This window comes from Streptomyces sp. NPDC051136 (assembly GCF_044455745.1).
GTDB lineage: Bacteria > Actinomycetota > Actinomycetes > Streptomycetales > Streptomycetaceae > Streptomyces.
In genome coordinates, this window is record NZ_JBITFE010000001.1 from 1,044,717 (window position 1) to 1,057,467 (window position 12,751).

Sequence of the window (12,751 nt, forward strand, 5' to 3'; positions counted from 1 at the left end):
GGCCTGTCAACGTGCGTTACTGTAACGGCAGGTAGTGGGGGGATACCAGGTGGGTGATGGCACGCGTGACGTATCTGGACTGTCTCGTCCCTCCCGACGCAGACCCGGCCGACTTCTTCGAGCGCGTGCAGGCCCTTCGCATGACGGACCGCGGCCGCACCGTCGATCTCGGTCCACTGGACCGCGCCACCCTGACCCTGCTGTCCCGCGCCTTATCGAGCGACCAACACAGCGTGTACCTGGGACTCCCGCGCGGGCGGCACGACCTGGCCGTGCTGATCGGGATCTACCTCCAGCTCATACGGCGCGGCGCAGAGCTGACCGGCGGATCGCCCTGTCCGGTCCCTGACGGACCGGTGGTCGTCGTCGGATTGCGCACCAACGTCACCGTACGGCTGGCACAGCTCGCGATCGGCCGACAGAACCTCTCGCAAGCCCTGCGCATGCAGAGAATCCGCGGTGACGGGCGGGTTGTTGACCTCCAAGGAAGGATCACCAGCGCTGTCGACTCGCCCTCGGGACTGTTCTACCTCAACACCGCGCTCGGCAGGCCCTCGCTGGGGACCAGCGTCGGCACCGTCGTCATCGACCGCACCAGCATGGCCAACGACCAGTCCTGGGAGCGCGCGTTGGCCTGGGCGAGCGAGCACGACGCCGCTCGCGTCGTAGGCGTCGCCGACCTGGGCACCCAGCCGGGCAGCAGCAGGGCCTGGACCCAATGGCCGTGGACTCCCGCGCTGCGCACCGACGTGCGGCACACCCTCGGACACCGCTCCGCATACGGCCCCCTGACCAGCAACGCCCTCCTTGCCCATCGCCCGGCAGCCGCACCAAGCGTGGCGGTATACCGCCACGAGCAGCTCGCCGAGCTGTACCGGACCGTCGTGGCGGGTGTGGTTGCAGCACGGCGTATCCACACGTCGGAGCCCTGGCCGCAGCCGATCGCCGACGCCGTGCGCCTGCTCAACCTGCTGTGGTGCAGCTGGGGTTCGATCGGAAAGCAAGACGCCTGGCAGGTGCTGATGGGGCGCGGCAGCGGCGCACGGGCGCTGGCCCGGTCGGTGTCCCGCGGGACATTGGAGGGCCGGGCCGGGCCGTGGGGGCTGTTCCGCGAAACCCAATGGCCCGACCTCCGGCGCAGCGTGCTGGACCTGTATGAACTGCTCTACGACGACAACCCTCGCCGGGACCTGCTGCTTGCGCTGATCGCCTGGGCACGGGCCGACCGGGCAGACGTCCCCGTTCTCGTCCGCACCCGCTCCCGCTCTGCCGCCGCCGCTGTCGCCGAGGAGCTGGCCGACACGCTCGGCGGTGACGCCGACTCCCTGCTGCTCGCTCCCCGGTCCGGGCCCGCCGCCAGCAGGGGAGCCGGAACGCTGCATGTGATGCCCTATACGGAACGCCTGCCCTGGGACGCCTCGCCGAGGCTCGAGCTCCACCTCGGTGTCCCCGCGGCCTCACGCACCGGCGTGCTGTTCTCCGGTGCTGCCGATGAACACCTTGCCGTTGTAGAGCAGAGCGAGTACACCTGGCTGGAGCGTTCAGCCGGCCGCGCGCTGCACGGCTGGCACGAGCAGATACGCCAGACCGCCGCGGTGCTGAGGCTGGGCGAGGTACCAGAGCCAGCGACGCCCGCGCTGCCCGTCGCGTACGGCCCCGTCGACCTCTCCAGACCGTCCACCGCACCAGAAGAGCCGCCCCAGCACGACAGCCGGCTCGCCCTTGACCTCTCGGCGCTCTTCGAGGACTACGACGCCCCGGCCAGGGCCATCGGCACCTCGGCGGACCCCGGCCGCGGTGCCACAGCGGTGGCGGCCGCGGACGACCCGGTGCCGGCCACGGCCGTGCTCACCGAACCCGAAGGGGCAGTGCTCTGGCTGCGCAGCGACGAGCAGGTCGACGTCCTCATCGGCCAGCGCTACGCCAGGGTGCCCGTGACCGCACTCACCCCCGGCAGTCGGCTCCTGCGCGCACGCGGCGACGGGCAGTCCAGACTCCACGACCGGCTCGTCATGGTGATGCACGACAGCGCCGAAGTGACCGCCATGGACACGATGATCGGCTTCTTCCGCCAGGCCATCACCACCGTGCACGAGCAACGAGGGTCGTGGCCAAACGTGCTCACCGCCCTGAAGAACCTCGGGAGCGAGGTCTCGTCATGGCAGGCGGTGAGCAAATGGGCCGACGGCAGCGTCATCGCCCCGGAGGACCCGCAAGACATCCACCGGGTTGCCCTGCTGGCCCGGGACACCCGCCTGACCGCAGGAGGCACCTGGCAGCGCCTGGCCCGCATGGCGGAGGAACTACGCCGCTTACACCGGGCGCTGGGCCACACCGCGGCGGCGGCGATGACCGAGGCCGCACGGGGCACGGAAGGCCCCGCGCTGCGCCAGCTGAAGACACTGTGCTCCGGGATCGACGTCTCAGAGGTCCTCGAGGAGTTCGACCTGGTCGTCGTCCGCAGGGTCGGCGGCCAGAAGAGCGTGTCCACAACCGTCCTGGGCCGCGTGCCAGGCCCCCGCAGCGCAAGCAGCTCACCACAGGAGGCGCCGTGAACGATGCCCGCAACAACCCGCTGGCGCCGCACCCCGACAGCGCTGCGGACAACCAGCGGGAGACGGTGCTGATTGACCACCTGACGCAGGTCCTCGCCGACAGGCTCGCCGACCGCAGCGGCGCCCCGCACAAACCCCCGTGGACACCACGCGACCACGTCGTCGTCGGCGTGCTGCCCGCCGTCGCGGTCCCGCCGCAGCAACCCCCGGCACCAGACGAGGCGACGGCCGACCCGGGCCGCCGGCCCGTTGAATCCCTGCGCAGCACACAGGCGCCCCCGGTCCTGGCACTCGACTTCCGGGTGCGCACCGCCCCCGGCCGCAGGACCGCACAACTCGCCGTCCACTGCCGATTCGCCCTGTACCTGGAGGACATCGCCAGCTACGCCGAGCACATGGAGTACCTGCGCGGCGACGAAGACGCCTCCGGCACACAGGCCCGGCCGGGAGAACTGCTGGGCGTCTGGCGCCGCCACGACGTCCACGTGCCCGACCTGGTCATCGAAGTGCCGCTCGGGGAAGGCGACCTCGATCCGCACCCGCTCAGCGAGGCCCAGCAGGTGCTGGACCGGGCGGTCCGCCGCGCGGTGGACGCGCACTTCGCCCGCCCCGAGGCCCGTCGCCCGCTCACCGCGGGGCCGCAGAGCCGCCAGGGGCGGCGCAGGCGCAACGTGCTCCCCGCGGAGGCCATGGCCGACGAGGAGGCATTCCACCACCACGTCGCGGCACTACTGGACCGCGACGCGGCCCCCTGCGCACCCCAGCTGGTGCTGTCCGCGCACGCACAGGCCCTGGACGGCGGCGACCACCTCATACGCGTCTCCCTGCACAACCAAAGCGACACGGCGCAGAGCGACTGGCAGGACCTCTCCGTTTACGACTGCCGCTTCGCGGTTCTGCCCGGGGACGGCATCAGCATCGTGCCCCAGCGCTTCCACCTCGCCCCCCGCGACTACCGCCTGGAGGAACTGGCGGAGGTGATCGGTCGCGGCACCGGCTGCGCAGCCGTTCCCCACGGCAGCGGCCTGCGGACCGAAACCCTGCCCGTTCACGTCCAACGCACCGTCGTGCCCCGCCAAGCCGGGGTGCGACACCCGCGATGGCGTGAGCTCGCCGACGACCCGACCCCGATCCTGGACTCCGTCGAGGTCGCAATGGCCCGCTACGCCCGGGAGTTCGCCGCCGCCTGCCGTGCCGCCCAGCAGCTGCCGCACCACAAGGCCATCGAAGCCGACTGCGCCCAGTTCGACGACGAGGCCAGGCGGTTCGGCCTCGGCCGCGAGTGCCTGGACCTGGACCCGGACCTCAAGCACGCCTTCCAGCTCGCCAACGAGGTCTTCGCCCGCGTCAACGACGGCCGCCCATACGACAGTTGGCGGCTCTTCCAACTGGTCTACATCGTCTCCCACTTGCCGGCTCTCGCCGTGCGCGAGCATCCGCAGCGGGCGGACCTGCGCGCTGAACTCGACCACACCGACGTGCTGTGGTTCCCCGCGGGCGGAGGGAAGACCGAGGCGTATCTGGGGCTGATCCTCACGGCCCTGTTCTACGACCGGCTGCGAGGCAAGCACGCAGGGGTCACCGCCTGGCTGCGCTTCCCGCTGCGCATGCTCAGCGTGCAACAACTCGACCGCACCCTGCGCATGCTGATCGCCGCCGAGGAACTCCGCGTCGAACGCCGGATCGGATCCCCCCACGACGACCCGTTCGCGCTCGGCTACCTCGCCGGCGGGACGGGCAGCCCCAACGACCTCCACTGGGATGGGGGCTGGTGGCGCGGCTGGGAGACCGAGGCCGCCGCCACCCGGGCGGGGACCTTCGCCGAAGACCACCTGCGCGACCGGCTCGTAATCACCTGCCCCTACTGCGAGCGCGACAGCGTACGGCTGCGCCTGGACACCGACGCGGTCCGCCTGCATCACGAGTGCACCGCCTGCCAGCGGATCCTGCCCCTGCACGTGAGCGACGTCGAGGTCTACCGCACCCTGCCGGCGATCGTCATCTCCACCGTCGACAAGCTCACCGGGCACAGCTGGTTCCCCGAGTTCACCGCCTTCCAGCACGGACCGAGGCACCACTGCGCCGAGCACGGCTACTTCTCCTTCCCGCGTTTCGGAGTCTGCTCGGCCGGGCCGGACCACTGCACCGCGCCGAAGGGCGGCTACCCGGCGGCCCGCCCGATCAAGGACCCGGTACCGGCACTGACGGTGCAGGACGAGATGCACCTGCTCAAGGAGGAGCTCGGCGCGTTCAACGCGCACTACGAAGGCCTGATCGCCGAACTCCAGTCAGGAGCAGGCAGCGGCCTGCCCAGCAAAGTACTGGGCGCCTCCGCCACCATCGAGCAGTACCAGGACCAGCTCCGCCAGCTCTACGGCCGCCGTCCCCGCGCCTTCCCCGCACCGGGATGGACACTCGGCGAGAGCTTCTACACCACGACCCGGCCCGACTTCCGGCGCGTTCACATCGGAGTGCTCCCGCACAAGCGCCGCAAAGCCGACGTCGCCGCGATCGTCCAGGGCGAGCTCCTCACCGAGATCGCCCGGCTCCAGGAGGAGCCCAAGGCCCTGCGCGAGCGCCTCGCCCTGCACGGGCTGCCCGACTCGGACCTCCCACGGCTCCTCTTCCCCTACGAGGTCTCCTTGGCCTACGTGAACAGCAAGCAGCACGGCACCCAGCTCGACGAGGAGCTCGGCCAGCTCTCCGACGACCTGCAGCACGCCGGACTCGACCGCGTCGAGCACGCGGTGCTCACCGGCGAAGTCCCGGTCCCCGACCTCGCCGCGGCCATCGCCCGCGTCCAACGCGAGCACCTGGACACCCCGCGAGGAGAGCGGCTGCGCGCCCTGGTCGGCACCAGCGTGCTCAGCCACGGGGTGGACCTCGAGCGCCTCAACCTGCTGGTCCTGGCCGGCATGCCGCCGACCGCCGCCGACTACATCCAGGTCACCGCCCGGGCCGGGCGAACCCACGCAGGCCTCGTCGTCACCGTCTACGACCCCATCTCGCGCCGCGAACGCTCCATGTTCTCCAACTTCCTGAGCTACCACCGCCTGCTCGACCGCATGGTCACCCCCGTGCCCGTCAACAAGTACGCCTACTTCGCAGCACGACGCACCCTGCCCGGCATCGTGCTGGCGCTGCTCCACGACGCCGCCCGTGACCCCACGCTGAAGCCACCACCGGAAGGAGCCGACTACTCCAAAGACTTCAAGCGCTGGTGGAGCGCCCAACGACCACTCCTCGACCCCTGGCTGGAACGACGCATCCCAGCCTGCTACCGCGAGCGCGTGGAGGGCGTCAACGGGCGCGGACTGGAGAACGACCTCGTTGAACGAATCATGGACACCTGGCGGCAGGAGGAACGGCCCAACCTCAACAAGGGCGCAGAGGAAAGGCGCACCGCCTACCTGTTCCTCCAACAGCCGCTCACCAGCTTCCGCGACATCGACAAGAGCACATCGTTCCAGTCACTGACCAGCAGCCAGGACGCCTTCAAAGCGCTCGCCACCAACACCGCCGACAGCAAGGGGGGCGAGGATGAACCGCAGCCGTAGCCAGGCCATGACCGCCTTCCTGCCCGGCGCCGTCTTCCGCCACGAACAGCGGCTGCGAGGCAGAGTCCAGGCAGTCGACGGGGACGTGGTCAAAAAACTCAACGAAGACGTCATCTACGACGAGATCTCCCGCTACCTGGAGCGCTGGAGCGAAGACGCCAGAGCCGCCCTGCCCGTGCCACAGGGCCGGCTGCGGCAGAACTTCGTCCTGGTCAGCCCCGACCTCGTCCGCTTCGAGGTGTTCCCGCTCGTCCTCGAATGCGTCCGCCGCTCCTGCCGTCGCGTGCGCACCTACGTGAAGGCCCAGCAACTCGCGGCCGACCCCCGGTGCCGCACCTGCAGCGCACCGCTGCGGCAACTCCCGTACTTCAGTGCGCACAACTGCGGACGCATCCGTCCCATGTACGTGCCCAAGTGCCGTGTTCCCGCGCATGGCTACGACCACATCGTGTTTGAGAACACGGGAAGCTTCGTCACTGCCCTCTGGCGCTGCGTCGGCCCAGGCTGCGGCGGCGTGAAGCTCCAGGGCACCTCGCAGTCCCCCTGCGGTTGCGAATGGAAGGACGCCGCCGGCCGAGCCATGATGCGGGCAAGGACGTTCAACGACACCCGCGCTTACCAGGTCCACGCCCTCCAACTCGTCAACATCGACAACTCCGAGTTCCGGCAGTACCAGCGCCACCCCCAGCGCGGCCGGATCGCGGCCGCCCACTATCTCAACCTGATCGACTCCACGGCCCAGGGCCTCGGCGACGCCGCCCAGACCGTCACGGTGCCGCGCCTGTCCCCGCAGGAATGGCAGCAAAAAGAACAACAACTGCGCCAGATCCACATGGGGGAGGAGGCAATCGAGCAGATCAGAAGAATGATGGGCCCCGAGGAGAGCGGCCTGGCTGCTCTGCCCAGTACGGACGCCGACAACGCGCGGTGGGAACTGCTCGGTGCAGACCGCCCCTTCGTGGAACGCGCAGCCGTCTTCGACCCCGCCCAGATCCAGCGCATCACCCTCGACGACCAGTGTGCACGCTTCGCCGAGCTCCAAGACCGGCTGGCCCAGCAGACCACGGAACGCGCCCGCGAGCAGGCCCGCACCCTGGGGATCGCAGAGATCGCCGTCACCTGGGAGTTCCCCGTAGCCCGAGTCGCCTTCGGCTACACCAGAGAAGAGCACGAGCCCGAGCGAGGCGTCCTGACCGGCTTCCACAACAAGTACCACCACGACGGAAAGTACCCGGTCTACGTCGCAGCATCGGACACCGAAGCCCTCCTGGTCACCTTCTCCGCACGTTCCGTCCTGTCGTTCCTGAACGCCAAAGGACTCACCGCCGGGGCGGCCGAAGACGAATCGGCGGCCCGCCAGCGGCTGCTGGAACTGTTCACGGACCAGGACGACCCGGAAGCCGCCCGCGCGGCAGCAACCGTGCACACGGTCATCCACACCCTCGGCCACCTCCTGCTTCGCTCCCTGGACGACGGCCAGGTAGGACTGGCCGAGAACACGCTCGCCGAATGGGTCGTCACGAAGGCACTCACCGTCGCCATCTACGCCGACAACGTCCGCGAGTTCACCCTCGGATCACTGTGGACCCTGCTCAGCAACCGCGTCCTCAGCTGGCTGGAGAGCACCGCCGACTCCGTGCTCAGCTGTGAGAACGACCCGCTGTGCCATCAGTCCTCACCACGATGCTGCGAACGCTGCGTCTACCTCACGTTCGGTTGCCAGCTGTTCAACGACGACCTCGACCGGGGCCTCGCCGCTGAATTCCTCCGCCACACCGCCGCCTCGAGCCACACATGACCGACGACCTGCGACCGCTGGTCCCGCTCGCCCAGCTACTGGAGCGACTCGCGGGCAGCTACGCGGCAGCCGCCGAATGGACTCGGGAGATCGCCAGAGCCGACACCCTTGACGCCCTCCGCGTCCACGGGGTCGCAGACGATCACGCTACCGCCGTACGCCAGCTCGCCGCCGAGTGCGGACTACTGGGCTCAGGCCGGCACGCAGGGCTCGTCCCTGCCCGCCTCTCCCAGCTCCAGGTGCTCCTGGACGTCCTGGACGGCCTTGATCCACCGCCCGCAGCACCACCATCCGAGCGCCCCCTGGTGTTCACCACCCCCCGAGCCGCCGCCCACCTGGTAGCGCCCCCCGTCCGACGCCTGGACCTCCTAGTCCAGGACGTCATCGCCGGAGCCAACAGCGAACTCCACATCGGCGGCCCCTTCTGGAACCGCCGCGGCTGCGACCTACTGCGCGAGGTCCTGCTGCCCGCCGTCGCCGAGCGTCAGGTCGCCGTCCACTTCTACGCCCACGACCCGAGCAGCCGGGCCCAACCCCTGAACGACCTCGTCAAAGACTGCGCCGACTACGGAAGAACGTCCTTGTACTGGTGGACCGGGGCTAACCCCGGCATCATGCACGCCAAGTTCGTGGTCGCCGACCGCGCCACCGGCTACTTCGGCAGCGCGAACCTGTCCTCCCTCGGTCTTCAAGAGCACTTCGAGATCGGCATGGAACTGGGAAGCACCCAGGCATCCTCACTGGTGGACCTGTGCACCCGGCTGCGCCAGGAAGGCTTCTTCGCCCAGGTCACCGAGGGGCCGGGACGCGCCCCGGACCCGCCCGTGTTCATAGAGGCCGCCGACGGGAAACGTCGCTTCGGCCAGTTGCGATCCTGGCACACCACCAGGGACGGCCGCCGTGAAGCGGACGTTCTGTGCCGCCTCTCGGACGACGCCCCGCGGCCGACCAGGGTCCGCGTCGATGAGAGCCGCATCCGGCTCTTTCCCGGGGTCGATTACGCCAATGTGCCGACAGACGGCGCTCGTGCGGGCGACGGCGAAACCGGATCCACTGGGTAGTTCATGCCACGAGGCGAACGGCCCGCTGCCCGCCATGTTTCAGGGGCGAGCGGGGCCGTTGCGGCGTCGATCTCCTCCAGCGCGATCCGCAAGCAGCTGCAGCGCTTTCGGATGGCGGTGACGGTGGCGGCGGTGGAGGCCGGCCCGGCTTCATGGCTGGTTTGAGGCTGGTTGCCAGGGGCCGAGCTGGGCTGTCGCTGCTTTGAGCTCTTTCTCGGTGATGTTCTCGCTGCCGCTGTGGATCGCGATGACGGCGGCGGTGGAGATGACGTAGGTGAGGGCTTTGAAGTAGCCGCTGGTGAGCTGGTGCAGTTGGGCGGCGTGCTTGCTGAGGGCGTTTTCCTCGAGCCGATACAGCCTCAAGTCGGCCTCGAAGCTAGCCAGTACGCGCCGGAACATCTCCTGTTCCTCGGCCTTGGGGCCCAGGGGCAGGGGGTGCAGCCAGGTCACGGGCAGCAGCGCGGTGGGGGAGGGCGAGACGGGATCCGCAGGGCGGCCCGCCTGTTCGAGCCGTACCCGGTTCTCCGCGCTGACCCGGGTCAGGTCCTGGGCCAGGATGCGGGCCTGGTGCAGGAGGTGGCTGGCGCCGGTGCCGCAGAAGATGAGCGAGATGCCCAGCTTGTCGCGCAGGTAGTCGAAGTAGGGCAGCACGTTGGCCAGTTGTTGTGGCGAGGACCGGTCGATGTCGTCGACGAGCAGGCCCGGCGCCAGACCGGTGTCGATCTCCACCATGCGTGCCTGCCACAGCGCGGCCTCCTCCTCCTGCCCCTCCGGCCGGCCCCACCCGCCGAGAGCCGCCCCACCCGCGGCCGGTGCCGCACCGCCACTGAGGACAGCGAAGTCCTCCGCGCCCACCAGCCACCGGAACGACACCGCCCGGGGCGCCTCGGCGCCGTCCCGAGGCACCAGCGTGACCAGCGGTCCCTGCCACTCCGCCACCTCCCATTCGCGCCTGTGCCAGCGCACCAGCGCCCCGATGGACAGCGACCCCGCAGACCGGCCCTCGTCTGCTCCCGGCATGTGCCCCCTCCTGGTCGTTCAGGCCGTCCAGGCCACGGCGTCGGGCAGCAGCGGATACGCGGCATCGAACAGCAGCCGCCGCTGCCAAAGCATCCGGTAGGCGAGGTCCAGCCCGGTCATCTCGTCCAGCCCGCTGGCCGCCACCCCCGCCCGCAGACCGGTCGGCGCCCTGAACGCCTCCAGCAGCGCCCGCCCCAGGCCCTCCTCGTCGCCCACGGCAAACCGGTAACCGGCCAGCCAGCCCAGGTTCCGCGCGCGCAGCCCCGACGGTTCACGCACCTGCCGCACCCGCCACCCGGCCGCCTGCGCCACCTCCTGAAGCACCTCGAGTCTCACCGCGGGCAGGCTCTCCTGTCGGGGCGGCTTCAGCACCAGCACCTCACGCTCGCCCTCGGCCGTGCGCGCCACGAAGTCGGGGCGCCAGCGGCGAAGGCGTTCTCCGGCCCGCCACCGCAGTTCCACCGGGCCGGCGCTGAACGCCGCCCAGGCCGGCTCGAAGTCCAGCTCTATCGCCAGCCGCCACTGCCGCAGGCTGCCGCACACCACGGTCTGCTCCCGGGTCGCCACCGGCCAGTAGGTGATGATGCCCTTGCGGCCCCGGTAGGGCACCGGTTCGCTCACCGGCCCGAACTCCTCCAGTGCCACGCCCCGAAGCCCGGCCGCGCTGCGCAGGCGCACCGGCCCGTAGGGCTCGCGGTACAAAACCACGACACCCTGCCCCGCCTTCGGCACGGCCTCGCCTTCCATCAGGCCGCCGGGACCCTCCGCCGCGTTCACGCTGCCCACCCCTTGCCGTGCCGCCGCAGGGTCCCGCATACCTGTCCGGTCGGCAGCCCCTTTGGGCCCAGTCCCTGACCTGCACCGGCCGCCCCACGAAACCCGCCCGCCGTCGACTGCCCCCGCACCGGCACGGGTTGGCAGGAGCCGGACAGCCAAGCTCCCGTCACCTGTTCACCCGCCCCTGCCTTTTTCGGTGATGACTGCTGCCGTAGCCCGGCATGCCCATGCTGCTCCGCTCCGCGCTGCGAGGACTTTCCCGCCTGCCGGATACACCTGAAAGGGTGAACAAGTCGGCGACAACGAAGGACGCCGGGCGCTGCCCGGTCGCCATCCCGCGCGGCGGCTCGGCTGCTGAACTCGCCTGCCAAGAAGCCGACTTCGGCCCGCTGGACGACTTCTGCCCGATCAGGAGTGCCCGGGCAGCTCCCACCGCACCTCGTCACCGTCGTGATGGAGGCGCCAGGTGGTCACGAGACGGGCGCGGACCAACTGGTCGAGGAGGTCCTCCAACTGCTGAGGCGGCTGCCCGCACTGGCGGGCGAGAGCATCGAGCTCACCCCCGCCCGCCCCAGCGGTGCTGTGGGCGGCCAGTGCCAGTGCGGCCAGCCGTAGAGCGGAGGGCAGGGCGGGCGAGAGGATCAGCGGGGCGGGGCGCAGCGCCCATTGGGCGGCGCGGACGCGCGCGGTGCGTCCGGGATCTTGGTGGAGGACGGGGGCATCGAGCAACTGCGCCTGGATGGGAGAGCATCTGCGTCTGAAGCGGTGCAGCCAGCCGGCGTGTTCCAGCTCCAGCCACAGCTCTGCGCGGCCGTGCAGCCGCATGCCGCGCAGGAAGCCGTGGGGCAGGCGGATCTGCCCCTGGCGGTCAGCGCGCAGTGCGCACTGCAGGGCGAGCAGCCGGGCCGCGGGGGAGGAGAAACGCGGCAGTGCTGTGGCCAGGTAGGTGAGCATTTCGCGTACGCGTTGCTGCTCTGCCGGGCCGAATGGCGGTGCGATGCGCGCAGAGCGCGACGTACTGGAGTGCGTCGGGGTGCGGTCGGCGCGGAGCAGGGTGGGCGGTACGACGGCGGTGCGGCTCATCGCCGCCGCGCAGGCGGCGCAGGCATCGGCCAGTCGCCAGGTACGGCCGCCGCGGTCGCAGGTCAGGGCGAGCAGAACGGGCCCCGCACAGCCGCGGTGGCGGGGGTGCCAGCGGCAGCCCAGCGCCCGGCACTGGCAGGTGCGCAGATACCCGGGCAACGTGTCGGCGCGGGCATGGCGGGCCAGATGAGTGAGGGCGGCCGAGCGGGCGGAGACGGCCTGCAGGACGGGGCTGTGCGTGCAGCGGGGGCAGGCCAGGGCCGGTCCGCCCGTCTGCGGGCGCAGGCGCACTGTCCAGATGCGCTGCACCGTGGCGTGTGTGCTGGCAAGCCGCATCGGCTCGTTGTCCCTCCGCTCTGGTCTGCGCCGGCGTCGCGCGGTGGTCTCCCGGTGCGCACGCGGGAGCCGCCCGCACCGTAGTGCAGATTCCTGCACTCGCGCAGAAGTGGGGGCCCGGTGCGCTCACCTGCACTGATAGTGCAGAAATCCGCACTGACAGGGCAGGTGTCTGCACCGTCGGATGGTGGAGTGACGATCTTGCCCCCCGACCCGGACCGCGACGCCCTGCGTGTGACGCTGGCGCGGTTGAGGAATGAGCGCGGGTGGACCTTCGACGAACTCGCCGGCCGCAGCGGCCTGGCCCGGCGCACGCTGATCGACCTCGAACACGGCCGAGCCGCCGGCACCGTCACCACCTGGCATGCCCTCGCGCACGCCTTTGACGTCCCCATCGAGCAGCTGCTCGGCTCGCTCTGTGAAGGCCACACCCCGCCCGGATCCAAGGGCGCCTGACTCCGGTCCCGCCAGGCCTGCAGCGCGGCATAAATCACCCGAACCGGCGAGCACGCGTAGAACGCACACTCGCAGAACCGCGTCGCCGTTCGATACCGCTGGGCCGGC

The 12,751-nt window shown here is 70.5% G+C and carries 8 protein-coding genes; 5 read left to right on the forward strand and 3 right to left on the reverse strand.

Features of this window, described 5'->3' with window-relative positions:
- Positions 1-56: 56 nt before the first annotated feature.
- From ACIBCJ_RS04720 to ACIBCJ_RS04735, 4 genes are read left to right on the forward strand one after another with little or no spacing between them, the layout of a single operon-like run.
- On the forward strand, positions 57-2,555 hold the full coding sequence (locus ACIBCJ_RS04720) for a hypothetical protein (protein WP_365980999.1): 2,499 nt from the start codon (positions 57-59) through the stop codon (positions 2,553-2,555).
- Positions 2,552-6,112 (forward strand): helicase-related protein, encoded by a 3,561-nt coding sequence (locus ACIBCJ_RS04725; RefSeq protein ID WP_365980998.1) that lies wholly within the window; start codon positions 2,552-2,554, stop codon positions 6,110-6,112. Before ACIBCJ_RS04720 ends, ACIBCJ_RS04725 begins: the two co-directional genes overlap by 4 nt.
- The gene (locus tag ACIBCJ_RS04730) at positions 6,096-7,910 is read left to right on the forward strand and encodes a hypothetical protein (protein WP_365980997.1); all 1,815 of its coding nucleotides are present in this window, start codon (positions 6,096-6,098) and stop codon (positions 7,908-7,910) included. The genes ACIBCJ_RS04725 and ACIBCJ_RS04730 overlap by 17 nt, the downstream gene beginning before the upstream one ends.
- The gene (locus tag ACIBCJ_RS04735; protein ID WP_365980996.1) at positions 7,907-8,971 is read left to right on the forward strand and encodes a phospholipase D-like domain-containing protein; all 1,065 of its coding nucleotides are present in this window, start codon (positions 7,907-7,909) and stop codon (positions 8,969-8,971) included. Before ACIBCJ_RS04730 ends, ACIBCJ_RS04735 begins: the two co-directional genes overlap by 4 nt.
- Before the next feature lie 150 nt (positions 8,972-9,121).
- Here ACIBCJ_RS04735 and ACIBCJ_RS04740 read toward each other — a convergent pair whose 3' ends face one another.
- The 3 genes from ACIBCJ_RS04740 to ACIBCJ_RS04750 all read right to left on the reverse strand — a co-directional run bounded on the left by ACIBCJ_RS04740 (position 9,122) and on the right by ACIBCJ_RS04750 (position 12,187).
- Positions 9,122-9,991: a hypothetical protein gene (locus tag ACIBCJ_RS04740; RefSeq protein ID WP_365980995.1), complete on the reverse strand. Its 870-nt coding sequence runs from the start codon at positions 9,989-9,991 to the stop codon at positions 9,122-9,124.
- Between the two features lie 18 nt (positions 9,992-10,009).
- A complete protein-coding gene (locus ACIBCJ_RS04745) occupies positions 10,010-10,768 on the reverse strand; it encodes a TnsA-like heteromeric transposase endonuclease subunit (RefSeq protein WP_365980994.1) in 759 nt (252 codons plus the stop codon).
- A gap of 408 nt (positions 10,769-11,176) precedes the next feature.
- Positions 11,177-12,187, reverse strand: a complete 1,011-nt coding sequence (locus ACIBCJ_RS04750) for a hypothetical protein (RefSeq protein ID WP_365980993.1) — start codon at positions 12,185-12,187, stop codon at positions 11,177-11,179.
- A 192-nt stretch (positions 12,188-12,379) separates the two neighbouring features.
- Here ACIBCJ_RS04750 and ACIBCJ_RS04755 point away from each other — a divergent pair, with 192 nt between their 5' ends.
- On the forward strand, positions 12,380-12,643 hold the full coding sequence (locus ACIBCJ_RS04755; RefSeq protein WP_014043978.1) for a helix-turn-helix transcriptional regulator: 264 nt from the start codon (positions 12,380-12,382) through the stop codon (positions 12,641-12,643).
- The last annotated feature ends 108 nt before the right edge of the window (positions 12,644-12,751 follow it).